This window comes from Hymenobacter sp. UYCo722 (assembly GCF_040547115.1).
Lineage (GTDB): Bacteria > Bacteroidota > Bacteroidia > Cytophagales > Hymenobacteraceae > Hymenobacter.
In genome coordinates, this window is record NZ_JBEPPC010000002.1 from 297,982 (window position 1) to 322,314 (window position 24,333).

The window sequence follows — 24,333 nt, forward strand, 5'->3', positions numbered from 1 at the left end:
AGCAGAAATAGTTGTGGTGCTTTGCCGTTAAAAGACTATTTTTGCCGCCCCAAAGAGCTGCCGTTCTTCCCATCAAACCACCTTATGAAGCAGGTAAAAATTCAGATTCCGTCGCTCGTCGAAAATATCCGCGTCGTTGAGAGCTTCATCGATAATTCTAAGGATACCTTTCAGATTGAGGACGATATCTACGGCAACATCATGGTGGCCGTTACCGAAGCGGTGAACAACGCCATCCGGCACGGCAATAAGTTCGACAAGGATAAAAACGTCTATCTGTCGCTTTACGTGGAGCCACAGATGCTTAAATTTGAGATTGAGGACGAAGGCACTGGTTTCAACTACGATAACCTCGAAGACCCCACTTCCCCCGAAAACCTGGAAAACCCAGGCGGCCGCGGCATCTTCCTCATTCGCCACCTGGCCGATGAAGTGGAATTCAGCAAGGAAGGCCGCTGCGTGCTGCTCACCTTCCAACTCACCTCCGCCCCCGCCGACGAAGCCCCGACCGCCGACCAAATCGCCGCTTAAGGCGGCCTGACTCCGCATGAACAGCACCCCGCCGACGGGCCCGCCCCACCACGAAAACTTCCCGCCCGGCGAACTGCACCACGAAGCCCCCGGCATCGAGTTCATGGTGGAAGACGCGCCCGACTTCGAGCTTTCCGACGCCGAAGGACTGCTGGAGTGGATTGAGCGCGTGGCCCGGGTGCACGAGCACCGCATTGTGCAGCTCACGTACATCTTCTGCTCCGACGACTATCTGCACCGCCTCAATGTGGAGTACCTGGCCCACGACACGCTCACGGACGTTATCACCTTTGATAATTCCGATGACGCCGATATGCTCGAAGGCGATATTTTCATCAGCGTGGAGCGGGTGCGCGATAATGCCCACGACCTCGGCATCCCGTTTCGCGACGAACTGCACCGCGTTATGATTCACGGGGTGCTGCACCTGCTCGGCTACCACGACAAAGACCTGCTGAGCCAGACGGCCATGCGCGCTAAGGAGGATTATTGCCTGGCGCTTCGCAGTTTTTAGCCGGTTGTTCTTGAATACCGAATAAAGCACGTCATGCTGAGCTTGCCGAAGCAACTCTACCGCAATAGTAATTAAACACTTACACGGTAAAGGCGCTTTGGCAAGCTCAGCATGACGTGCTTTTATCCGCTGCTGTCTACACATCATGGCCGCCTCTTCTTCTGCCGAATTTCCCGTTATTCGGGGCGAAGCGCTGGATTATTATCTGGCTCAGGGCTACTACCGGATGCAGCAGGACCTGTTCACCTGCCAGTTCGTACCCTTCGATGGCCGCCTCTATACCGCCCACTGGCTGCGAATTGACCTCGCCCGTGTGGCATGGGGGCCCGAGCAGCGCCGCCTGCTGCGCCGCAATGCCCGCTTCACGGCCACCGTCCACCCATTCCGGCTCACCGCCGAGTACGAGGAGCTCTACGCCCGCTACCTCGCCGCCATCACCTTCGATGCCGCGCCCACTATCGAAGCTGTGTTGCTGGGCGAGGCCACCCACAACGTTTTCAACACCCAAATCATTGAGCTGCGCGATGAGGGCCGCCTCATCGCCGCCGGCGTGCTCGACTACGGCGAGCGGACGCTGGCCGGCATTCTCAATTTTTACGACCCGGCCTACCACAAGCACAGCCTCGGCAAGTACCTGCTGCTGCTGAAAACCGACTACGCCCGCCGCCGGCACCTCGACTATTATTACCCTGGCTACCTGGTGCACGACTACCCCAAATTCGACTACAAGCTTTTTGCCTGCGCGGCGGCTACGGAGGTATTCGATAGCATCAGCGGCCAATGGCGGCCATACTCCCGGGAGGCCGTGCAGGCCAATTCGGCCGAGCTTTTCGCCGAGTGGCTACCCGAAGATTTGCGGGATACGAGCGAGTAGGGTGCGAGGTGTGCTTCCGCCCGTCGTTGAACAGTTTACCCCAGAGTCTGCAGTCAACGAACGCTGCCCAATCAGAAGCTGCGCTCGTAGCTGATGGCGGGCAAAATGGGGAACAGGCTTAGCTGATAGAGCTGCTTTTGCCGGGCGGCATCTAGGCTGTAATAGATGTAGTATGGGTTGTTGCGGCTGTAGGCATTGTAAGCCCCGACCCGCCAGATGCGCTCGCCGTGCCGGACTGGCTTGGTGAACGTGGCACTCACATCCAGGCGGTGGTAGGCGCGCATTCGGAAGCTGTTTTTGGGACCGTAGAGTTCCGCCTCCTGATAAACGTAGCGGTCGGAAGCGACGTTGGAACGAAGCCCGTACCCATAGCTTTGCTCGATGACGTTGTAGTTGCCCTCGGCTAGGGTTATGGCGTTGCCCGTACCGTAGACCCAGGTGGCGGAGAGTGTGATACTCGGGCGCAGCTGGTAGATGAGGACCACGGACGCATCGTGGCGGCGGTCGAATTTGTAAGGGTACCACTGGCCGCTATTAAGCTGGTCGAACTGCCGCTCATTACGGGCCAGGGTGTAGCCGACCCAGCCAGTGAAACGGCCAGTTTTCTTCTGCACCAGCAACTCGATGCCCTGCACCTGCCCCCTGCCGCTGGTCACGACTTTGTCCTGCCAGTCCTGGGAGCTGTTGTAGAACGTGGCTCCCTCCCGAAATTCAATCAGGTTGTGCAGCGACTTTTGGAAGGCTTCCGCGCTCACTTCAACACCCCACGCGACGATGGTGTGCGCCACACCCACCGCCAGCTGCTGCGCCCGCTGCGGCGCGATGCGCGCGGTGGCGGGCACCCAGAGGTCGGTGGGTAGCCCGGCCCCGTTGTTGGAAAGGAGGTGCAGGTACTGCTGCATGGCCGAAAACGAGGCTTTCAGGGCCGTATGCTCGCCCACCAGATAGGTGGCCAGCAGGCGCGGCTGCACCCCGCCAAAGGTGCGGCCCGCCACCGAATAGGCGACTGCCCGCAAGCCGATATTGGCGGACAGCCGGGCGTTGACCCGGATTTCATCTTCCCCATAGAGAGCCATTTCCCGGGCACTCACGCGCTGGCTCCCAAAGGCGGTATCGACCGCGATGGTGCTGGTTTTGGTGGTGAAGGAATTCACGCCGGGCGTGAAGACGTGGTAGATGGCCGTGCTACCAAACCGGAGCTGCTGCGCTGGGCTAGCGTAGTAGTCAAAGTCGGTCTTTGCCTGTATATCCTGCACGCCAGACGTGAAAAGGGCTTGGCTGTCCTCGCTACGCCCCGTTGGCGAGTCGTCTTCGGAGTGGTACGACTGGCCGTTTTCGTACCTAAACCGAGTGGCGGCCACGGTGGCGTTACCGAAGAGCTTAGGCGAAAACTGCCGGTTCCAGCGTAGCGAGGCCAGGGCGTTGCTGTAGCGCAGGTTGCTCTCGCCCTGATACCGAAAATCGCCTTGTGGATTGGCAATGGTTTGTGGCTTCTGGGTCAGAAATAGCCGGTCACCTCCCAAGTATACGGCGGCAAAAACCTGGTCCCGGACCGTGAGTTGGTGGCTGATTTTCAGGCTAGCATCGTAGAAAGAATACCCCACCACGCTGTTGCCATTGGAAGAAATACGGCTGGCCACCCGCGAAAACAAGTCGAGGTTGCCGCGCCGCACCGATACCAGAAACGTGGTTTTGCCATTCTTCAACGGGCCTTCCAGCGAAAGTTGAGTGGCGAGTACGCCAATTCCCGCGTTGCCGCTCAGCTGCTGTTTGTTGCCTTCTTTGAGCCGCACATCCAGCACTGATGACAGCCGCCCGCCGTAGCGCGCCGGGAAGCCGCCCTTAATCAGCCGGACATCGCTAATGGCGTTAGCATCAAACACAGACAGAAAGCCTCCAATGTGGCTCACGTAGTAAATGGGCACGTCGTCGAGCAGGGTCAGGTTCTGGTCGGGCGAGCCGCCGCGCACGTAAAGTGCCCCGCTACCTTCGCGGCCCGACTGCACGCCGGGCATAAGTTGGAAGGCGCGCAACACGTCCGGCTCGCCGAGCAGGGCCGGTAGCTGACGTAGCTGACTGACCGGAATATGAAGGGTGCTCATTTCGACGCGGCGTTCCAGTGGGGCGTCCCGCTGGCCCGTCACCTGCACGTCGGTCAACTGATTATCAGCCGCCAGGGCGAAAGAATGCGCCGCTGTTTGCCGACCCGCAAGGGTAATGCTGGCCCGCTGGTAGCCCAGGTAGCTGGCCGTGAGACGCACGGTATCTTGGGCTGGCAGGGTTAGGGAGTAGAAGCCGGCCGTATTCGTGGTGGTGCCCATCGGGCTGTTGGCCACGTACACCGCCGCGCCGAGCAGTTTTTCCCCGCTTCGGGCGTCCTGGACGAAGCCGCTAAGCGTGATGCGGGCCAGTTGGGCCTGCGCCGGGGCAGATATGGCGAGGCCGATGGCTAGGAGCGACCAGCCTAATCTGGTTCGGTAAGTTATAGTCATCTCCAGGCTAGCGCAGAGGGAGTATGACGGACTGCGCGGAATAGCCGACCACCACGCCATAGCCGCCATCCACATTGGAATACATCGTACTGGGGTCGCCTAAAAAAAGCAGCTGGTTCAGGTCGTAGGTGTCGCCCTTACTACCCTGGTTGTAAAGATGCCGGGTCCAGCTTTTGCGGTACTGGTAGTACGCCCGACTGATGGACCGCAGCACCAAGCGCGGCGGACGGGTCGTGGGTCCCGTCGGTTGGCCGTTGTTGAAACCGCCGGAACTGTGGCCATGCGTCAGAAAAGATGCTCGTAGCTCAAAGCTGCGACCATTGAAAAGCTTATCGGAAAACACCAGTGATTTGGAATTTAGTCCGCTGTCGTCTTCAGCCGTCAGGGCGGCGTTGCCGCGGGCATCTAGGATTAAAAACTGGCTTTCCTGGTACCCACTGATTTCGTAAAAATTGGCAGTTTGCGCCGGGTCATCGAACCGCACCACAATGGTACCTAGCAGCTCGTTGTTGCGGTCGGTGCCTGTAGGAAAGGAAAACCACGCCTCCCGAATGGGCACTAGGACCGGCACCGTATCCGTAGCGCTCACGCTGGGGTAGCCGGGCGCGGCCACCTGCAACGTGTAAGGGGTGCCGCTAACGGGTTTGGTGGGGGAATAATAGAGCCCATCGCCCTGGCTGCGCAACATTTCCATGGCCCCGCCGGGAGTCAGAAGCGAAACCTGGGCCACAGCAAGCAGCCGCGAAGAAGCATCGGTGGCGCTGGTCACACGGCTCACCTGCACCCGAAAGAGGCTATCCGGGGTCAGAATAGAATTAACAACCAATACCTTCGGCGGCGCGGGCAAGTCGGCACTTATCTGGTCGATACAGCCCGTCAGGGCCAATAAAAGGCCGCCCCAGCCAGCGAGAAGGGACCGGGAAAGAATAAGGTTCATTGGGTAGACTAACGTGGGCCTTCCCAACGCGCCGGGGCGAAGTATAGTATCAAGCGCCTTTCGGCAACCGCTAACTCGCTTTATCCGAAACGAGATGCGGGGTTTGAATTGCGTAATTTTGTAGCCGTCAATGCCGGGCGGACTTTTTTCGCGCTAGGTTTCGTCAAGTTGAAATCAAGTTTCGCAAAGCTTGGTTCTAGCTTCTATCGCCTTGGCGAGACTTCCATTTTAAATTCCGCGAAACTTCGCGTTCCTAATGTTTCAGCAAGAAGAATACGACGTCATTGTAGTGGGCGCGGGCCACGCCGGCTGCGAGGCCGCCGCCGCCGCCGCCAACCTGGGCTCGAAAGTGCTGCTGGTGACGATGAACATGAACACCATCGCCCAGATGTCGTGCAACCCGGCCATGGGCGGCGTGGCCAAGGGTCAGATTGTGCGCGAAATCGACGCGCTGGGTGGCCAGTCGGGCATCATCACCGACCAAACCATGATTCAGTTTCGGATGCTGAACCGCTCGAAAGGCCCCGCCATGTGGAGCCCCCGTGCCCAGAGCGACCGCATGCGCTTTGCCGAAGCCTGGCGCCTAACGCTGGAAGGCATCGCCAACGTCGATTTCTGGCAGGAAGCCGTGACCGGCATCGTGGTGGAAAACGACACCTGCGTGGGCGTAACCACGGCCCTGGGCATCGAGTTTCGCGGCAAGTCGGTGGTGCTCACCAACGGTACTTTTCTGAACGGCCTCATCCATATCGGCGAGAAGAATTTTGGCGGTGGCCGGGCGGCCGAGAAGGGCAGCCGCGGCATTACGGAGCAGCTGGTGGAGTTGGGCTTCGAAGCTGGCCGGATGAAAACCGGCACCCCGCCCCGCGTGGACGGCCGCAGCCTCGACTACTCTAAAATGGAAGCGCAGGGCGGCGACGAAGTGCCGAGCAAATTCTCCTACCTCGACACGCCGCGCCTGACGCAGCAGCGCCCCTGCTACATCACCTACACCAACGAGCGGGTGCACGACATTCTGCGCGAGGGTTTCGAGAAGTCGCCTATGTTCCAGGGTCGCATCAAGGGCCTGGGACCGCGCTACTGCCCCAGCGTGGAGGACAAAATCAACCGCTTCGCCGATAAGGACCGCCACCAGATTTTCGTGGAGCCCGAAGGCTGGAGCACCGTGGAATGCTACGTGAACGGCTTTTCGAGTTCGCTGCCGGAGGACGTGCAGTACCGCGCCCTGCGCGAAATCGCGGGTTTCGAGAAGGCCAAGATGTTTCGGCCCGGCTACGCCATCGAGTACGACTTTTTCCCGCCCACGCAGCTGGCGCTCACCCTCGAAACCAAGCTGATTGCGGGCTTGTATTTCGCGGGCCAGATTAACGGTACCACCGGCTACGAGGAAGCGGCCTGCCAGGGCCTGATGGCCGGCATCAACGCGCACAACAAAGTGCACGGTAAGCAGCCATTCGTGCTCACAAGGAGCGAGGCGTACATCGGCGTGCTGATTGATGACTTGGTGAACAAGGGCACCGACGAGCCCTACCGCATGTTCACGAGCCGGGCCGAGCACCGCATTCTGCTGCGCCAGGACAACGCCGACCTGCGTCTCACGCCGCTGGGCCACGAGTTGGGCCTGGCTTCGGATGAGCGCCTCGAACGCGTGCGGATGAAACAAGGGCAGACGGCTGATATAGCCGAGTTGCTCCAGAAATTCGCCATCGAAACCGCCGAAATCAATCCGCTACTGACGGAGCTCGGCTCGGCCGAAATCCATGAAAAGACCCGCGCCGTGAACCTGCTGCGCCGCCCCAACGTGGAGCTGGCCGACCTGCGCCGCGCCCTGCCCACGCTGGATGAAGCCCTGACTGCTTATGATGCGGAAGCATTGGAGCAGGCCATCATCAACATCAAGTACGAGACGTATTTGCTGAAAGAACAGCAGCAGGCCGAACGCATGCAGGAGCTGGAGAACTTCGTGATTCAGGGCCGGCTCGACTACCGCGCCATGCCCGCCCTCAGCCACGAGGCCCGCGAAAAGCTGCTCAAGATTCAGCCCGAAACCATTGGGCAGGCCTCGCGCATCAGCGGCATCTCGCCGGCTGATGTGTCGGTGCTGATGGTATATTTGGGCAGGTGAAATGAATTAAAAATTGAGAATTAAAAATTAAAAATTGAGCACGGGGAATCGAGATTCCGCCAGCTAGCCCAATAATTTTTAATTCATAATTTTTAATTTTTAATTAAAAAGGAGTGTCGTACGAACGAATTGATAATTGCCCGGTTTGCGGCAAAACTGACTTCAAAAACAAGCTGGTGGTGGAAGACCGGACGGTGAGCCACGAGAGCTTCGCCATCGTGCAGTGCGCGGCGTGCAGCTTTCAGTTCACCAACCCGCGGCCAAATGAGGCTGAGATTGGTAAGTATTATGAGTCCGACGCCTACGTGTCGCACAACAGCGCGGCTGCCGGGCTGATAAACCAGGCCTACAAAGTAGCCCGGTTTTTTACGATGCGCCGCAAGGTGGGGCTGCTGAACAAGCTGGCCCCGCGCCGGGGCAAGCTACTGGATTATGGCTGCGGCACGGGCCACTTTCTGGCCGCCGCCAAATCGGCTGGCTGGCAGGTGGCGGGCCTGGAGCCCAACGCCCGCGCCCGCGTCGAAGCCAGCCAGCGTCTCGGCCAGCCGATAGGGCAGGAGAGCCTGGCCCAGTTTCAACCCGCTACGTTCGATGCTATCACACTCTGGCACGTGCTGGAGCATGTGCACACCCTCAACGAAACCCTGGCCCAGCTGGTGGCCCTGTTGAAACCCGATGGCGTGCTGCTCATCGCCGTGCCCAACGTGGAAAGCCTTGATGCCCAGCACTATCGCGAACTTTGGGCCGCCTACGATGTACCACGCCACCTTTATCACTTCGCGCCCAAAACGATGGCTCAACTGCTTAAAAAGCATAAGCTGACCATTACTCAGACGCTGCCCATGCCGTTGGACGCCTATTATGTAAGCATGCTTAGTGAGAAGCACAAGGCCGAGCGCGCCGGCGGCCTGCTCACGGTGCTCAAGGCCGGCTATAAGTCCAATGCCTATGCCCAGGAGCACGAGGGGCAGTATTCGAGCTTGCTGTACGTGGCCGGGCGGCGCACCCCGGCCGGCACCTGATGCGGGCAGCGGCGCGGTGGCGGCTACTGGTGGCGGCGGGCCTGCTGGCCACTACTGCCCATGCCCAAACCACCCCCGCGCCGTCGCCCGATTCCGTCAAAAAACCGCCGCCGACCTTTGTAGCCGATACTGCCCGCCACGTTGTGGTCGTTAACCCCGCCGAGCCTACCACCGAGGTAACGCGCCGTACGGGGCTGCGCATCGGGGTGGCCATTGTTGTTCTCACGCTCACTACGCTGCTATTGTATAATGTCCGTTCGCGCTGAATTGCTGGTTCTGCTGGCGCTGGTTGCCCTGCTCGAAAGCTGCGCCGCCGTGGCCCCGCCCCTGGGTGGCCCGCGCGACCGCACCCCACCGCGCCGCATCAGCAGCTCGCCCGACAGCGCCGCCCGCAACGTGAAGCAGCAGTTTGTGCGGCTAAATTTCTCGGAGCCCGTCATCACCAAAGACCTGAGCAAAAACCTGCTCATCACCCCGCAGCTGCCCGAAGACAACCCCTACAAGCTGCGCGAGGACCGCAGCTCCATCACGCTGCTCTTCGAAAAGCCGCTCGACCCGAATACCACCTACAGCTTCAATTTTCGCGAGGGCGTGGTGGACATTACGGAGGCGCTGCCGGCCGCAAATGCTTCCCTCACCTTCAGCACCGGCCCCGAGCTCGATTCGGGCAAGGTGAGCGGCACGCTCACCGACGTGCTCACGGCCCGCACCGTAGAAGGGGCCAGCATTGGCCTCTACCGCGTGGCCGACACGCTGGGCGTGCGACGCGGCCGCCCCTACTACACCGTGCTGACCGATAAGGAGGGCAAATTCAGCCTGAATTTCCTCAAGGGCGGGGATTACCAACTTTACGCCGTAGCCGACAAAAACAACAACGGTCGCTACGACGACGGCGAAAAAATTGCCTACCTGCCCGCGCCCATCACCATTGCCGGTAGTACCGGCGCGGCGGTGCCTATGGTCCTCACCCAGCCCGACCAGCGGCCGCCCCTGCTCACCACCCGCACGCCCAGCCCCACCCAACTGCGCCTGAGCTACGGCGAAGGCCTGCGCACCGCCACCCTGGCACAGCTGCCCGCTGCGGCCAACGCCACGGCCGTGGCCGAAGCCACTCAGCTAATTGAGCGCGGCCGGACCGTAGTGCTGTATAAAACACCCGCCGTCGGCGATGGCCGCTACCTGCTCACGGCCACCGATAGCACCGGCAACAGCAGCCGCGACACCCTGCAGCTGAAGTTTCCGGTGCCCCCGGCCACCGCCAAAAAAGTAGCCAACCCGCCGCTCTACACCGTGGAAGGGTCTCCACGCACCGTGTTTCCCGAAGGCCAGGTGAAGTTTCAGTTTGCCGTGCCCGTGCTCATTGCATCTGATAAGCCTTTTGGTACGCTGGTCGAAGACTCGGTGCGCCGCCGCCCACTGCGCCTGCCCGCCGATGGCACCCTTAGCCCCGACCGTACCCAGTTGGCCGTGCGCTTTAATGCCAAGGCTAAAAATCGCCTCGACATCATCCTCGACAGCACGGCCATCACAACCATCACCGGCCAGCCCCTGCGCCTGAAACCGTTGCGACTCGGCCTCAGCGAGCAGGATGTGTCGACCAGCCTCTCCGGTACCATCAGTACCAAGCAGAAGAGCTTTGAGCTGCAACTACTCGACGATAAATTCCAGGTCGTGGCCAGTCTGGCATCGCCCAAGGGCACTTATTTGTTCACGGATATGCCGCCTGGCACCTACCGCCTGCGCGTGCTCATCGACGCCGATGGCGACGGCCGCTGGCGCGGCGGCGACCCGAAGCTGCTGCTAGCGCCCGAACCCGTGTTTCTGTATCCCAAAACGCTAAAAATCAGCGCGGGCTTCGATGTCGTAGAAGGGCTCTCGTTTTAGCGTTGCGGCCCTATGGGCTTGACAACTGTTTGGGGTAGGAGCTGCGCCCATCATTCCCGTTGGTGCAACGATTCCGGTCAACGATGGGTGGGGGCAAGCCCCGTACCCTACCCTTATGCGCTCATAACGCTAACCTGGGACCCTGAACCAACTGATTCTCTCCAAACCCGCTGGCTTAGGCTTGGGCGGCTCAGCGCTTCCCCTTTTCCTAACCAACCCAATCCGGCACGACTCGGAAACTGCCGATATACCCTCTTATTTTCCACATTAGTGGAAAACTCAACCCTTTTTCCAATTACTGAGGGTGGTTTTTGACGGATTTCCCCGCGTTTTCCACGAAGTTTTCCACAGTGCTTAGGGTATCAGCTGGGCTTCGGGGATAACTCAGGGGAAACATCGTGGTAACACGGGGATAAGTGGGGCAGAAGTTTTTTTGGAAGGAAGGCTGCCCGCACAGGGCAAATCGACCGGGGATAACCGGGGATAACTTTCCCCCGCCAAAATCCCTTCCCACACCCCGGTTTTTTGTGGGAAATTGAATTTGGGGAAAGCTGGTGGAGATGTTGAAAAATGATATAAGTGTCTTACTAACAAGTCATTATTTTCCACATTGCGGGTGTATAGCGGGTGGAAAAGACATTGCTTTCCCCCCACGTTATGCACACTGGGGATAACCCTATTGGCTTTTCCACTTATCAACCGACCTAATGAGTGGAAATAAAAAGAGGTTTTAAGAAAAAAATTTAATCAAAAAGTAAGACTGGGGAAAACCCGAGTCAAGGGTTTAAGTCCCGAATCAAGGGTTTTAGTCCTGGGTGAAAGGTTCGAGTGCCGCTTCAGGGATTTATCCTGGTTCACGGGTTTGAATCCTGAGCAAAGGGTTTCAGATTCCTAAAAAGCGTAAAAGCACTCTATGCGCAAATGCAGGTGTCCGGATTTAAGATTCGGGAAAACAGGCTTGCCGTTTTTGCGCGATTCCGTATAGCTTATGCACAACGCTTAGCCGCTTTTCCCCATGCCGTTCGATTATACCCTCGATTTCCACTCCCTCGATTTTCGCCAGCACCCCGAGCTGTACCGCGTGGGGCGGGGCGAGCAGGGCGTGCTGCTGGTACAGCCCTACAAGGCCGAAATCCTGCCCCACTGGCGCTTCAAAGATGCAGCGGCAGCCCAGGAGTCGTCCGAAACGATTTACGGCCTGTTTGAGGCTTATTTGAAGGCCCACGACTTCGTGGGGGCCGATATGGCCCGCAAATTCATCCAGATGGGCTATACCCGGGCCCGACGCTATGCCAACCACGCCGGTGGCAAGAAGTACGCCGGCCCCGTGCCAGCCGACAAAAAAGGGCAAAGTGGTGCCCACGGTCGCCCCGAATTGCCCCGTAACCCACACCCCGATGTGGATAAAGTCGAGGCCGCCGCCATTTTCAAGCGCAAGTGGGACGAGGCCAAAGCCCACCCCGAATACATTCGGCAAAAGGACGCGTTTATGGAGAAATATGGGAAGTAGGGGGATAAGGCAGCTTACTTGCCTGTTATCCTGAGCGCAGCGAAGGACCTTATCACGGCTGCGCGAAATTTGTTAAATGGAACTCTAGCCTTAATAAGGTCCTTCGCTGCATTCAGGATAGCAGGCGGAATCAAGCACCAACAACCAAACGCCAACATTACCTTTGCAACTACCCTTTATCCCAACTCCATGAGCACTCCCCAACCCTCCAGCATCGAGGAAAACGAAATTATTCTGGGCACCGGCATGGGCCCACTGCGCTTCGGCGCGACCATGGACGAAGTGCGTACCCTCGTGGGTGAGCCCGAGGAAATTGAAGAGTCGGACGACGACGACGATTTCGAACATCAGGCTTGGAACTACCACGAGGAGGAGTACCTGCTCTCGCTTTACTTCGACCGCGAAGACGACTTCCGCCTCAGCTGCATCGAAACCGACAACCCCGGCATGCGCCTCTACGGCGAAGCCATTTACGGCCAGAGCATCGACCAGGTGAAGGCCTTAATGGCCCGCAACAAGCAGGCCGAGCCCGAAATGGAAACCATGGAAGAAGGCGCGGTGCGCCTCTCCTACGAGAAGTCGATGATTGACTTATACTTCGAAGAAGGCGAGCTGCAATTTGTCAATTTCGGCGTATTCATCAACGACGACATGGAAGTGCAGTGGCCTAAGTAAGTGCGATTTATCCACATTCCAGCTGCATTTGACTGTGGATAAGTGGATAAAGCTATGAAAACGGGGCCATTATCCCCGTTTCGGGACAACCTTCCCAACCTGAAACCTGCGTCGCAGGTACCCGCATCAAAAAAGGCTGTTCCACAATGGAACAGCCTTTTTTGTGTTTTAAATGGTCGAGCTTACTACCCGAGTACCGCCCGGAACAACAGAAACAGTACGCCCGAGAGCACCATGGTAACCGGGAGCGTGAGCACCCAGGCCAGCGCGATATTGCGCACAATATCGGCGTTCACGTTTTTCACGCCGCGGCTGGCTACCATGCTACCCGCGATGGAGGAGGTGAGTACGTGAGTGGTCGAAGCCGGCAGCGTCATTTGTGTGCCGATACCGATAATGGCCGCTGCTACCAGCTCGGAGCTTGCGCCCTGAGCGTAGCTGAGGTGCTCCTTGCCGATGCGCTCGCCAATAGTTTTCACGATGCGCTGCCAGCCAATCATGGTACCGCAGGCCAGCGAGAGACTCACCATCAGCAGCACCCACCAGGGAGCATAGTCGGTGAAGGTTTTCATATTGGCCGTGGCCTTGTCGTAGAGGTTGCGGTCTTGCGTGCTCAGGCTCACATTGGGCGAGCCGAGCAACTTTTTGGCGCGGTTAGAGAGCAGCAGTACGTCGCGCCGAATCTCGAAGCGGGTTTGCTGGGGCAGGTCCTTCACGTTGGTTTTGCCAGCGAAAATGCGGTCTAGGTCGGCTGTCTTAGCCTGAATGTCGACTAAGTCTTTTTGGTCGTTGGGGCTAAGCTCGGCGCGGTTCACGCGGTTGATGACGTATTCAACTTTACCCAATGACTCGCGCAGGTCGAGGGGGTTTTTGCTTTCATCGAGCGCGAAGCGAAAGGGCACGATGCCAATCAGAATCAGCATCACGAGGCCCACGCCTTTTTGCCCGTCGTTGGAACCGTGGAAAAAGCTCACCAGCGTGCAAGTCGAAATGAGTAGCAGGCGAATCCAGAGGGGTGGGGGCTTGCGCTTGTGCGGCTCTTTAAAAATAGCCTTGCTGGGGGAGAAGCGCTTGAATAGAAACATCATGCCGATGGTGAGCGCAAAGCCTAGCAGCGGCCCCACGAGCAGGGCAATACCCGTTTCACTGGCTTTGCTCCAGTTCACGGCCGTGCCGCGCGACTCGGGTAGCAGCGAATACGCAATGCCCACGCCCAGAATGGAGCCGATAAGCGCGTGCGAACTCGATGCCGGAATGCCGTAGTACCAGGTGCCCACGTTCCAGATGATGGCCGCCAGAATGAGTGCGCCCACCATGGCAATACCGTGGTACACGTTGGCATCGACCAAACTTTCGACGGGCAGCAGATACACAATGCCCATGGCCACGCCAATGCCACCGGAAAACACGCCGATAAAGTTCCAGAACGCCGACCAGACCACGGCGACCCAAGGCCGCAGGGCGTTGGTGTAGATGACGGTGGCCACGGCGTTGGCCGTGTCGTGGAAGCCATTCACGAACTCAAATGCGCAGGCGGCCAGCAGGCAAAGGCCGAGAAGCAGTAGTACGTGAGGTTCTAAACCAAACATAAAAGGCGGTTTTGTGGGAAATTGGATGAATTCATGGGTCAAAGGTAGGAATATGGGCGGTCCCCGATATGTTACCGAATTATGACGGCGGGGTGAAGTTGGGTAAAACGTCATGCAGAGCGCAGCATGACGTTCTTATTCGTTTGTTCTCCGACGTTTCGGATTTCGCGCCTTCTACGCACAAGTTTCGGCTTCCGCCGCATCGGCCTACTTTTGTGGGCATGAACCCAGCAATCGAAACCACCCAGCTTAAGGATATTGTGGCCCACGCCAAGGAATACGGCTTCGTATTTCAGTCTTCGGAAATCTACGACGGCCTGGCCGCCGTGTATGACTACGGCCCCAATGGCGTAGAGCTGAAAAACAACCTCAAGCGCCTGTGGTGGGAGGCCATGACCCAGTTGAACGGCAACGTGGTGGGCATCGACGCCGCCATTTTCATGGACCCGCGCACCTGGGAAGCCAGCGGCCACATCGCCGGCTTCAACGACCCGCTAATTGATAACCTCGACAGTAAAAAGCGCTACCGTGCCGACGTACTGCTCGAAGAAAAAGCCGCCGAGTACGAAAACGCCGGCGACCCTGCCCGCGGCGCCGCCCTCACCGCCGAGATGGGCCGCCTGCTGACGGCCAACGATTTGTCCGGCGTGCGCCAGCTCATCCTCGACGAGAAAATCCTATGCCCCGTTTCCAAAACCGGTAACTGGACCGACGTGCGCCAGTTCAACCTGATGTTCTCCACGCAAGGCTCGGCCGTGGATTCGGACGCGCCGCCCGTGTACCTGCGACCCGAAACGGCCCAGGGCATTTTCGTGAACTTCCTGAACGTGCAGAAGTCGGCCCGGATGAAGGTGCCCTTCGGCATTGCCCAGATTGGCAAGGCCTTCCGGAACGAGATTGTGGCCCGGCAGTTCATCTTCCGGATGCGGGAGTTTGAGCAGATGGAAATGCAGTTCTTCGTGCGCCCCGGCACCGAAGGCGAGTGGTACGACACCTGGAAAGCGTCGCGCCGCCGCTTCCACGAGGCGCTGGGCCTGCCGGCCGCCAAGCTGCGCTTCCACGACCACGACAAGCTGGCCCACTACGCCAAGGCGGCCGTCGACATCGAGTACGAATTCCCCTTCGGCTTCAAGGAAATGGAAGGCATCCACTCGCGCGGCGACTTCGACCTAACCCAGCACCAGAATCTGAGCCGCAAAAAGCAGCAGTATTTCGACGCCGACATCGACCCCGCCACCGGCAAGGCTTACGGCAACTACGTACCCTTCGTAGTAGAAACTTCCGTGGGCGCTGACCGCCTGTTCCTGGCCACGCTCTGCAACGCCTACGAGGAGGAAACCATCACGGAAGGGGAGGGCGACACCCAAACTACCAAAACCCGCACCGTGCTGAAGCTGCACCCCGCTGTGGCTCCGGTGAAAGCCGCGATTTTCCCGCTCGTTCGCAAAGACGGCATGCCCGAGAAAGCCCAGGAAATCTTCGACGCGCTGAAATTCGATTTCCGCCTCGTGCTGGAGGAGCGCGACGCTATTGGCAAGCGCTACACCCGCCAGGACCTCATCGGCACGCCCTTCTGCATCGTGGTCGACGGCCAGACCCTGGAGGACGAAACCGTAACCGTGCGCCACCGCGACTCGCGCGAGCAAACCCGCATGCCGATTTCGGAGCTGAAAAGCTACATCGGCGAAGCCGTGAGCTTCCGCCGCATCTTCGAGCAGCTGTAGGAGCTTCGGTTTCTGCGGGTTTAATGCAACTGAGAAGCCCCGATTCTGCCAAGGAATTGAGGCTTTTTATGCTTTCGCAAAAGCAGATAGGGGCGGGCTTGCCCCCGCCTGCCGTTGAATGGTTGGTGCGGGATTCGTGCAACGGTGGGCGGGAGCAAGCCCCGCACCCTACTCCAAATAGGTTGGCCGAGCGCAGTGTTACAACCACAGCGGCCCCGCGCTTACGTAACTTTGCCACTTATACTAAGGATTCTATGTGGGAGCAGCTCGCCTATTTCATCATCCGGTTTCGCCTTTCGCTGATTGCGCTGCTGGCTGCTATCACCATTTTCATGGCCTGGAAGGCCAAGGATGTGGAAATGACCTACGACTTCGCCCAGGTGGTGAGCGAGAAGGACCCGGACATGCAGTATTTCCGGCAGTTCAAGCACACGTTTGGGGAGGATGGCAACGTGCTGGTTATCGGCCTGCAGGACAGCTCCATTTATAAGCTCGGTAATTTCAACGAATTCCGGCAGCTCTCCGATACGCTGGCTAAAGTGCAGGGCGTGAACGGCGTACTGAGCGTGAGCAAGCTGTTGAACATCTATAAAGACACAGCTTCTAACAGCTTCAAGGCCACGCCCATTTTCCGAAACCCGCCCCGCAGCCAGAAGGAGCTCGACAGTCTGATGCGCGTGGTGAACAGCGTGGAGTTCTACAAGGGCCAGCTCATCAGCCCCAGCACCGGGGCCACGCTGCTGGCCCTGACGATGGACCCGAAGTACCTGAACTCCTCCAAACGGCAGGCGGTGATGAACCACATTCTGGGCTTCGCCGGGCAGTTTGAAAAGAAAACGGGCATCAAGCTGCACTACGCCGGCCTGCCCTACGTGCGCTCTACGATGACGACGAAAGTGGCCGGAGAGATGAAATTCTTCACTATTCTGGCCATGATTGTGACCGGCATCACGCTGCTGGCTTTCTTCCGGACGTGGTCGGCGGTGCTGTTTCCGCTCATCGTAGTGGGCATCACGGTGGTGTGGTGCATTGGCTCGATTGTGCTGCTGGGCTTCAAAATCAACCTGCTCACGGGCCTGATTCCCAGCATCATCATCGTTATCGGCATCCCGAACTGCACCTACCTGCTGAGCCGCTACCACTACGACTACCGAAAATCGGGCAACCAGATGCTGGCCATGACGCGGGTAATCCGCAAAATCGGCCTCGTCACGCTCATGAATAACACGACCACGGCCATTGGCTTCATCGTGTTTGCCTTCACCGACATCGCCATCCTCTACCAGTTCGGGCTGGTGGCCACTATCAACATTTTCGCGGCCTTTATCATCAGCTTCATCCTGATTCCGGCTGCCTTTACCTTTCTGCCGCCGCCCACGCCCAAGCAGCTGGAGCACCTCGATGCCGCGCCGCTCACCAAACTGCTCGAGTTTTTCGACCACTTGGTGCTCGACCGGCGCGGCACGGTTTACCTATTGGCGCTGGTGATGGTGGCGGGAGCCGCCATCGGCATTTCGCGCATCGATACCGTGTCGTACATGGTGGATGATTTGCCCAAGAAAAGCTCCGTGAACTCCGATTTGGCCTTCTTTGAAAGCCATTTCAACGGGGTGATGCCGCTGGAATTCGAGGTGGATACCCACAAGAAAAAGGGCCTGTTTAAGCTCAGGAACCTGGAGAAAATTGACCAGTTCGAGAAGTTTCTGCGCACGCAGCCGGAGCTGTCGCCGCCCGTCAGCCTCGTCACCTTCCTCAAGGCCAGCACCCAGGCGTTTTACAACGGCGACCCCCGATTCTTCCGCCTGCCCGATAACTCGGAAAAGAACTTTATCCTCAGTGCGCTGGCCAACTCCGGCAGCTCGGCCGGCGGCGCGGGGATGAACAGCAAGCTGCTGCGCACGTTCGTGGACAGCACCAGTCAGAAAGCCCGCATCAGCCTGAAAATCGCGGACATCGGCTCCCAGAACCTGGATACGCTGATGAACACGAAAATCATTCCGGAGATGAATCGCATCTTCAAGGGTACAGGCATGGATATCCGGCCTACGGGCACGACTATCATCTTCACCAAGGGCAACGAATACGTCATTCACACCCTGCGCGACAGCCTGTTTATGGCCTTCGGGCTGGTGGGCCTGGTGGTGCTGCTGCTGTTCCGCTCCGTCAAAACCGTCTTTTTCGCCCTCATTCCCAACGCCGTGACGCTGCTGCTTACGGCCGGCATTATGGGCTATTTCAACATCGCGCTTAAGCCCAGCACGGCCCTCATTTTCGTGATTGCACTGGGGATTGACGGGGACAACTCCATCCACCTGCTGGCTAAATTCCGCCAGGAAATGGCCCTGAACGGCCAGCGCGTGCGCGAAGCCGTATCGGTGACGCTGAGCGAGGCCGGCACCAGCATGATATACACGAGCATTGTGCTGTTCGTGGGTTTCAGCATCTTCGCATTCAGCGAGTTTGGCGGTACCAAGGCGCTGGGAATGTTGATGTCGGCATCGCTGTTGATAACCAACTTCTCGAACCTGATTCTGCTGCCTGCGTTGCTTGTAACCTTCGAGCACGGCAAAGACGACGTGAGCACCAACGCCCTCATCCGGCACTACGACGAGTCGTACCACGAGGAGGACGACGAAGTAGATTTGAACCTCAACCAAATGCACAAAGCCGCTGATTACGAAGGCGACTACACCATCTAGAACGAACAACTTCAAAAAGCCCGTCATGCTGAGCGTAGCCGAAGCATCTCGCGTGCAGCAGTAATCAAATCAACTGCAACGAAGCGAGCGAGATGCTTCGGCTACGCTCAGCATGACGTCCTAAGGAATTGATAACAACCCAATTCATGAAATACCCCGAATACAAGCAGCCGCTCAACTACGGCCAGCTCGGCGAGGACATCCTCGCCTGGTGGAAGGAGCACGGCATCTTTGAGAAGAGCGTGAGCAGCCGCGAAGGCCAGCCCACGTTCGTGTTTTACGAAGGACCCCCGTCGGCCAACGGCGCGCCCGGCATCCACCACGTGATGGCGCGCACGGTGAAGGACATTTTCTGCCGCTACCAGACGCTGCTGGGCAAGCAGGTGCCCCGTAAGGGCGGCTGGGACACCCACGGCCTGCCCATCGAGTTGCAGGTGGAAAAGGAGCTGGGCATCACGAAGGAGGACATCGGCCACAAAATCAGTATCGCCGACTACAACCAGCGCTGCAAGGAAACCGTCATGCGCTTCAAGGCGCAGTGGGACGACCTGACCGAGAAAATGGGCTATTGGGTCGACCTCGACGACCCCTACGTGACCTTCGAGCCAGAATATATCGAGAGCTGCTGGGCGTTGCTCAAGAAGCTCTATGACAAAGGCTTGCTCTACAAAGGCTACACCATCCAGCCCTACTCGCCCGCTGCTGGCACCGGCCTTTCATCGCACGAGCTGAACCAACCTGGCACCTACAAGGACGTGAAAGACACGACCGTAGTAGCGCAGTTTAAGGTGAAGCACGGGCCAGTTTCGGAGAAGCTTTTCGCCGCTGCTGGTGCTGATGCTAAGGTGTTTATCCTGGCCTGGACAACCACTCCTTGGACCCTGCCTGCGAACACCGGTTTGGCAGTTGGCAAGAACATTCCTTACCAGCTCATCCGCACCTTCAACCCATACACATACGGGCCCATTCATGCAGTGTTGGCCAAGGCATTGGTGGGCCGTTATTTCAACGAAAAGGGTGCTGCTGCGCCGCTGGAAGGCTACGCCGAAGGCGACCACAAGGTGTTGCCCTGGCGCGTGCTGGGCGACTTTACCGGCGCTGACCTCATTGACATCAAGTACGAGCGCCTGTTCGATTTCACGCCATTTGAAGGCGAGGAGCGGGCTTTCCGCATCATCAACGGCGACTTCGTGACCACGGAGGACGGCACGGGCATCGTGCATATTTCGCCAACGTTTGGGGCCGATGACTTCCGGGCCGCGCAGTTGGCCGATATCCCGGCCCTGATGGTGCCGGATGCGGAAGGCACGCTCGGCCCCATCGTGGACCGCACGGGCCGTTACGTCCCCCAAATGGGTGAGTTTGCGGGCCGCTGGGTGAAAAACTACGACGGCCACGACGAGACCGGGGCCGACTACAAAACGCTGGACGAGAGCATTGTTATCAAGATGAAGGGCGACGGCACGGCCTTCAAAGTCGAGAAGTACGAGCACACCTACCCGCACTGCTGGCGCACCGATAAACCCGTGCTCTACTACCCGCTCGATTCCTGGTTCATCAAGACCACGGCGGTGAAGGACCGGCTCATCGAGCTCAACAAAACCATCAACTGGAAGCCCGAAAGCACCGGTACCGGCCGCTTCGGTAACTGGCTGGAGAACCTGGTAGACTGGAACTTAAGCCGCTCGCGCTACTGGGGTACCCCGCTGCCCATCTGGCGCACGCAGGACCGGACGGAGGAAATCTGCATCGGCAGCATCGCCGAATTAAAGGCGGAGATTGACAAGGCCGTCGCGGCCGAAGTCATGACCCACAACCCCTACGCCAACGCCGAAAAAGTGGACCTGCACCGGCCTTACGTCGACGATATTTTTCTCGTCAGCCCTACTGGCCAGCCCATGTACCGCGAGGCCGACCTCATCGACGTGTGGTTCGACTCCGGGGCCGTGCCCTATGCGCAGTGGCACTACCCGATTGAAAACGAGGGCCAGTTCCAGAAGAATTTCCCCGCCGATTTCATCGCCGAAGGCGTGGACCAGACGCGCGGCTGGTTCTTCACGCTGCACGCCCTGGCCGTGATGCTGGAAGACTCCGTGGCCTTCAAAAACGTCATCGCCAACGGCCTCGTGCTGGCCAAAGACGGCCAGAAGATGAGCAAGCGCCTCGGCAACGCCGTCGACCCGTTTGCCACCATCAAGCAGTACGGCCCCGATGCCACCCGCTGGTACCTCATTGCCAACGCTCCACCGTGGGACAACCTCAAATTTGACCCCGCCGGCGTGACCGAAGTGCAGCGCCGGTTCTTCGGCACGCTCTTCAATACGTACTCATTCTATGCGCTTTACGCGAATCTGGATGCGTTCGAAATGGATGAGAAAGCCCGCGTGCCCCACGCCGACCTCAGCGAGTTGGACCGCTGGATTCTGAGCAAACTGCAGTCGCTGATATCGGAAGTGCGGGGCCACCTGGATAGCTACGACCCCACGAAGGCCGCCCGCGCCATCCAGGATTTCGTGACCGACCAGCTCTCGAACTGGTACGTGCGCCTCTCGCGCCGCCGCTTCTGGAAAGGCGAATTGACGACCGACAAACGCGCTGCTTTCGAGACGCTGAACGAGTGCCTGCAGACTGTGGCGCAGCTCATGTCGCCCATCGCGCCCTTCTTCGCCGAGTGGCTCTACCGTAACCTCAGCGGCGGCCAGGGCATCGAATCGGTGCACCTCACGCTGCTTGCTGAGTCCGACGCCACCCGCGTTGACCCCAAGCTAGAAGAGCGCATGGAGCTGGCCCAACGCATCAGCTCGCTGGCCCATTCGCTGCGCAAAAAGTCGGTGCTGAAGGTGCGCCAGCCCCTGCAGCGCATCCTGGTGCCGGTGCTGAACGACTCGACCAAGGAGCAAGTCGGCCTCGTGGAGGACCTGATTTGCGCCGAAATCAACGTAAAGCACATCGAGTTTCTGGATGATGAAAGCGGCGTGCTGGTGAAGTCGGTGAAGCCCAATTTCAAGCGCCTCGGCCAGCAATACGGCCCGCGCCTGAAGGCCGTGGGTGCCCGCATCCAGGCCATGACGGCCGCCGAAATCAGCAAGCTGGAGAAGGAGGGAAGCCTCGCCGTGGAAGTTGATGGCCAGCCCATTACCCTGGCCCCCGACGATGTGGAAATCCGCACCGACGACCTGCCCGGCTGGCTCGTGGCCACCGACGGCCCCCTCACCGTGGCCCTCGACGTGACCCTAACCGACGAGCTCCGCCAGGAAGGCCTCGCCCGCGAGCTGGTGAACCGCCTCCAGAACCTGCGCAAAGACTCGGGCCTGGAAGTGCAGGACAAAATCCGCGTCACCCTGGCCGACCAGCAGCCCGAGCTAACGGCTGCCGTGGCCGCGTTCGGCGACTACATCCGCACCGAAACGCAGGCCCTCGCCCTCACCTTCGCCGCCGATGTGAACGGCGGCTCAGTGCTCGAATTCGACGACTACTCCGTGCCGGTTCTGTTAGAGGTCGCAACTGCCTGATGCTGAATGATTCGCCGGGAAGTGAAATTCCCGGCGAGTCTTACGCCGCACAAACAGTCGATAAGCTCGTCTTTGTTCGTTAAAAACATCAGATAATCAGTTATAAAAGGTATAAAACGTGTCGATAAGAACGTTGTGCTTTGAACGGTTATGCTGAGCGCGCCATTTGTCATGCTGACGAAGGAAGTATCCTATCACCAGAGAATGAATTGGTCGCCCTTGATAAGGTCCTTCGCAAGCTCAGGATGACAAACGAAGCGGTAGAGATGCTTCGACAAGCTCAGCATGACGTTCCTTTTACTCTATCCATTCCTGATTCGCCTATCATTTCCCCCGCTGCTCCCGCCACTTTCGGCCCCGCCTGAATGCACCCAACTCTCACCAATCGCCAGCAAACGGCGGCCAAATTCTTCCTGCTGGCGCTGTTCGTCATCGTAATCGACCAGCTTTCGAAGTGGGCCGTGCACACCTACATGCAGCCTGGCATGGCGGGCGAAATTCGCCTGATGGGAGACTGGGCCAAGCTGCACTACACCCTAAACCCCGGTATGGCCTTCGGGGCTGAGCTGCCCGCGCCGTATGGGAAGCTGGTGCTCAGCGGGTTCCGGCTGCTGGCCGTGTTTGGATTGAGCTACTACATTATCCGCCTCTGCAAGCAGCGCGCCGCCGCTGGCTACATCGCCTGCATGGCCCTTATCCTCGGCGGGGCCGTGGGCAACCTGATTGACTCGGTTTTCTATGGCATCATCTACGATAACGCCCCGTTTGGCTCGCCCACGCGCTGGTTCTACGGCCAGGTTATCGACATGCTCTACGTGGACATCTACGAGGGATTTCTGCCTCAAAACTGGCCGCTGCTGGGAGGGAAGTACGTCTCGCTCTGGCCCATCTTCAACATCGCCGATTCGTCTATTTTTATCGGTGTAGCCGTTATTCTGCTTAATCAGAGCCGTTTTTTCAAGCAGGAAGAGCCGGCCCCACGCAGCGCCTCATCCCCTAGCCCCTTCTCCGAAGAGGAGAAGGGGGAATAGCACTAGTTCTAGACTTTAGTCTGTTCTAAAGCTAAAAACTAGTTCCCCTTCTCCTCTTCGGAGAAGGGGCTAGGGGATGAGGCGTACGCGGGTGCCGTTTCCGCACCGTTCTTTGCGGCTCCATCCCGCCTGCAATGCACCCAACCCTGACCGCCCGCCAGCATTCCGCCGCCAAATTTTTTCTGCTGGCCTTAAGTATCATCGTGCTCGACCAGCTCTCGAAGTGGGCCGTGCACACCTACATGCAGCCCGGTTCGGCCGGCGAAATCCCCGTTCTCGGCCAATTTGCCAAGCTGAACTACACCCTGAACCCCGGCATGGCCTTCGGCGCGCAGCTACCCGCTCCGTACGGCAAGCTGGTGCTCACTGCCTTCCGCAGCGTGGCCGTGGTGGGGTTGGTGTACTACATCATCCGCTTGTGCCGCCAGCGCGTGGCCGCCGGCTATATCGCCTGCATGGCCCTGATTCTGGGCGGCGCGCTTGGCAACCTCATCGACTCGATTTTCTACGGAATTATCTACAATAATGCCCCGCTAGGCTCGCCCACGCGCTGGTTCTACGGCCAGGTCATCGACATGATTTACGTGCCGCTGTACGTGGGGTATTTCCCCAAATCCTGGCCCCTCATCGGTGGCTCCTACAGCGGGGGCTTCCCCATCTTCAACATCGCCGATTCCTCCATCTTCATCGGCGTGGTGCTGATTCTACTAAACCAGAGCCGCTTTTTCAACGAATCGCAGCCGGTGGACGCTCCCAACGAGAGCCAGCCGCTGGTCGCTGCCGATGCTGATAAGCTGGCGTGATAGGGGAGAGGCCAGGAGAAGTAATTATAGCACGTCATGCTTCACTACGTTCTGCATGACTTTCTTGCGTATCCAAAACCGGCCAAAACACGGCCTGCGGTCTGCATACCGAATCTGCTTTAGAAGCGTGTTATCTCTAAATTTATGACCCAATCCCAAGCCAGCGCCGCCTCAGCTTCTTCCTGTTGCTCTGACAACAGCCCCAGCCCCACGCTGCTGGAATCGACGCTGACTTGCCCCAACTGTGGCCACACAACCACAGAAACCATGCCCATCGATGCCTGCGTGTACTTTCACGAGTGCGCCAGCTGCCACACCGTTCTCAAGCCGCTTGCGGGCGACTGCTGTGTCTTTTGCAGCTACGGCAGTGTGAAATGCCCGCCTATTCAGGCCGGGAATTCCTGCTGCTAG

General features: G+C 58.7%; 18 protein-coding genes. 15 read left to right on the top strand and 3 right to left on the bottom strand.

Annotated features, from left to right (window positions below):
• Positions 1–84: 84 nt before the first annotated feature.
• The 3 genes from ABIB44_RS07120 to ABIB44_RS07130 all read left to right on the top strand — a co-directional run bounded on the left by ABIB44_RS07120 (position 85) and on the right by ABIB44_RS07130 (position 1,919).
• Entirely contained in the window at positions 85–531 is a 447-nt protein-coding gene (locus tag ABIB44_RS07120) for an ATP-binding protein (RefSeq protein ID WP_354583940.1), read from the top strand.
• Positions 532–547: 16 nt separating this feature from the next.
• On the top strand, positions 548–1,045 hold the full coding sequence (gene ybeY / locus ABIB44_RS07125; RefSeq protein WP_354583941.1) for an rRNA maturation RNase YbeY: 498 nt from the start codon (positions 548–550) through the stop codon (positions 1,043–1,045).
• 145 nt (positions 1,046–1,190) lie between these two features.
• Positions 1,191–1,919 (top strand): GNAT family N-acetyltransferase, encoded by a 729-nt coding sequence (locus tag ABIB44_RS07130; protein WP_354583942.1) that lies wholly within the window; start codon positions 1,191–1,193, stop codon positions 1,917–1,919.
• A 71-nt stretch (positions 1,920–1,990) separates the two neighbouring features.
• Here the strand turns inward: ABIB44_RS07130 and ABIB44_RS07135 are convergent, their stop codons facing one another.
• Together ABIB44_RS07135 and ABIB44_RS07140 are read right to left on the bottom strand one after the other, a co-directional pair.
• Positions 1,991–4,411, bottom strand: a complete 2,421-nt coding sequence (locus ABIB44_RS07135; RefSeq protein WP_354583943.1) for a TonB-dependent receptor — start codon at positions 4,409–4,411, stop codon at positions 1,991–1,993.
• A 7-nt stretch (positions 4,412–4,418) separates the two neighbouring features.
• Complete coding sequence (locus ABIB44_RS07140) at positions 4,419–5,348, bottom strand: DUF4249 domain-containing protein (protein ID WP_354583944.1); 930 nt, start codon at positions 5,346–5,348, stop codon at positions 4,419–4,421.
• A gap of 256 nt (positions 5,349–5,604) precedes the next feature.
• On the opposite strand from ABIB44_RS07140, the gene mnmG reads away from it, so the two are divergent.
• The 6 genes from mnmG (at position 5,605) to ABIB44_RS07170 (ending at position 12,564) form a co-directional block, all read left to right on the top strand.
• Positions 5,605–7,473 (top strand): tRNA uridine-5-carboxymethylaminomethyl(34) synthesis enzyme MnmG, encoded by a 1,869-nt coding sequence (gene mnmG / locus ABIB44_RS07145; RefSeq protein ID WP_354583945.1) that lies wholly within the window; start codon positions 5,605–5,607, stop codon positions 7,471–7,473.
• A 113-nt stretch (positions 7,474–7,586) separates the two neighbouring features.
• On the top strand, positions 7,587–8,495 hold the full coding sequence (locus ABIB44_RS07150; protein WP_354583946.1) for a class I SAM-dependent methyltransferase: 909 nt from the start codon (positions 7,587–7,589) through the stop codon (positions 8,493–8,495).
• Positions 8,495–8,761, top strand: coding sequence for a hypothetical protein (locus ABIB44_RS07155; RefSeq protein WP_354583947.1), 267 nt, complete (start codon positions 8,495–8,497; stop codon positions 8,759–8,761). The genes ABIB44_RS07150 and ABIB44_RS07155 overlap by 1 nt, the downstream gene beginning before the upstream one ends.
• Positions 8,745–10,379 carry an Ig-like domain-containing protein gene (locus ABIB44_RS07160; RefSeq protein ID WP_354583948.1) on the top strand — a complete coding sequence of 545 codons (1,635 nt, stop codon included), beginning with the start codon at positions 8,745–8,747 and terminating at the stop codon, positions 10,377–10,379. Before ABIB44_RS07155 ends, ABIB44_RS07160 begins: the two co-directional genes overlap by 17 nt.
• A 1,015-nt stretch (positions 10,380–11,394) precedes the next feature.
• On the top strand, positions 11,395–11,889 hold the full coding sequence (locus tag ABIB44_RS07165; RefSeq protein ID WP_354583949.1) for a DUF4385 domain-containing protein: 495 nt from the start codon (positions 11,395–11,397) through the stop codon (positions 11,887–11,889).
• 189 nt (positions 11,890–12,078) lie between these two features.
• Complete coding sequence (locus tag ABIB44_RS07170) at positions 12,079–12,564, top strand: hypothetical protein (RefSeq protein ID WP_354583950.1); 486 nt, start codon at positions 12,079–12,081, stop codon at positions 12,562–12,564.
• A 185-nt stretch (positions 12,565–12,749) separates the two neighbouring features.
• Here ABIB44_RS07170 and ABIB44_RS07175 read toward each other — a convergent pair whose 3' ends face one another.
• Positions 12,750–14,153, bottom strand: coding sequence for an inorganic phosphate transporter (locus ABIB44_RS07175; protein WP_354583951.1), 1,404 nt, complete (start codon positions 14,151–14,153; stop codon positions 12,750–12,752).
• Positions 14,154–14,374: 221 nt separating this feature from the next.
• Here ABIB44_RS07175 and ABIB44_RS07180 point away from each other — a divergent pair, with 221 nt between their 5' ends.
• From ABIB44_RS07180 to ABIB44_RS07205, 6 genes are all read left to right on the top strand, one after another.
• Positions 14,375–15,877: a glycine--tRNA ligase gene (locus tag ABIB44_RS07180; RefSeq protein WP_354583952.1), complete on the top strand. Its 1,503-nt coding sequence runs from the start codon at positions 14,375–14,377 to the stop codon at positions 15,875–15,877.
• A gap of 254 nt (positions 15,878–16,131) precedes the next feature.
• Positions 16,132–18,576, top strand: coding sequence for an efflux RND transporter permease subunit (locus ABIB44_RS07185; RefSeq protein WP_354583953.1), 2,445 nt, complete (start codon positions 16,132–16,134; stop codon positions 18,574–18,576).
• A gap of 146 nt (positions 18,577–18,722) precedes the next feature.
• Complete coding sequence (gene ileS, locus ABIB44_RS07190) at positions 18,723–22,088, top strand: isoleucine--tRNA ligase (protein WP_354583954.1); 3,366 nt, start codon at positions 18,723–18,725, stop codon at positions 22,086–22,088.
• A 365-nt stretch (positions 22,089–22,453) separates the two neighbouring features.
• Positions 22,454–23,119 (top strand): lipoprotein signal peptidase, encoded by a 666-nt coding sequence (locus tag ABIB44_RS07195; protein WP_354583955.1) that lies wholly within the window; start codon positions 22,454–22,456, stop codon positions 23,117–23,119.
• Positions 23,120–23,253: 134 nt separating this feature from the next.
• The gene (locus tag ABIB44_RS07200; protein WP_354583956.1) at positions 23,254–23,922 is read left to right on the top strand and encodes a lipoprotein signal peptidase; all 669 of its coding nucleotides are present in this window, start codon (positions 23,254–23,256) and stop codon (positions 23,920–23,922) included.
• 213 nt (positions 23,923–24,135) lie between these two features.
• On the top strand, positions 24,136–24,333 hold the full coding sequence (locus ABIB44_RS07205; protein WP_354584429.1) for a GDCCVxC domain-containing (seleno)protein: 198 nt from the start codon (positions 24,136–24,138) through the stop codon (positions 24,331–24,333).

Excerpts from the sequence above, each read along its gene's own strand:
- ABIB44_RS07140 (WP_354583944.1), bottom strand. The coding sequence starts at position 5,348 with ATGAACCTTATTCTTTCCCGGTCCCTTCTCGCTGGCTGGGGCGGCCTT.
- ABIB44_RS07175 (WP_354583951.1), bottom strand. The coding sequence starts at position 14,153 with ATGTTTGGTTTAGAACCTCACGTACTACTGCTTCTCGGCCTTTGCCTG.
- ABIB44_RS07130 (WP_354583942.1), top strand. The coding sequence starts at position 1,191 with ATGGCCGCCTCTTCTTCTGCCGAATTTCCCGTTATTCGGGGCGAAGCG.
- mnmG (WP_354583945.1), top strand. The coding sequence starts at position 5,605 with ATGTTTCAGCAAGAAGAATACGACGTCATTGTAGTGGGCGCGGGCCAC.
- ABIB44_RS07170 (WP_354583950.1), top strand. The coding sequence starts at position 12,079 with ATGAGCACTCCCCAACCCTCCAGCATCGAGGAAAACGAAATTATTCTG.
- ABIB44_RS07120 (WP_354583940.1), top strand. The coding sequence starts at position 85 with ATGAAGCAGGTAAAAATTCAGATTCCGTCGCTCGTCGAAAATATCCGC.
- ABIB44_RS07155 (WP_354583947.1), top strand. The coding sequence starts at position 8,495 with ATGCGGGCAGCGGCGCGGTGGCGGCTACTGGTGGCGGCGGGCCTGCTG.
- ABIB44_RS07165 (WP_354583949.1), top strand. The coding sequence starts at position 11,395 with ATGCCGTTCGATTATACCCTCGATTTCCACTCCCTCGATTTTCGCCAG.
- ABIB44_RS07195 (WP_354583955.1), top strand. The coding sequence starts at position 22,454 with ATGCACCCAACTCTCACCAATCGCCAGCAAACGGCGGCCAAATTCTTC.
- ileS (WP_354583954.1), top strand. The coding sequence starts at position 18,723 with ATGAAATACCCCGAATACAAGCAGCCGCTCAACTACGGCCAGCTCGGC.
- ybeY (WP_354583941.1), top strand. The coding sequence starts at position 548 with ATGAACAGCACCCCGCCGACGGGCCCGCCCCACCACGAAAACTTCCCG.
- ABIB44_RS07200 (WP_354583956.1), top strand. The coding sequence starts at position 23,254 with ATGCACCCAACCCTGACCGCCCGCCAGCATTCCGCCGCCAAATTTTTT.
- ABIB44_RS07135 (WP_354583943.1), bottom strand. The coding sequence starts at position 4,411 with ATGACTATAACTTACCGAACCAGATTAGGCTGGTCGCTCCTAGCCATC.
- ABIB44_RS07180 (WP_354583952.1), top strand. The coding sequence starts at position 14,375 with ATGAACCCAGCAATCGAAACCACCCAGCTTAAGGATATTGTGGCCCAC.
- ABIB44_RS07185 (WP_354583953.1), top strand. The coding sequence starts at position 16,132 with ATGTGGGAGCAGCTCGCCTATTTCATCATCCGGTTTCGCCTTTCGCTG.
- ABIB44_RS07160 (WP_354583948.1), top strand. The coding sequence starts at position 8,745 with ATGTCCGTTCGCGCTGAATTGCTGGTTCTGCTGGCGCTGGTTGCCCTG.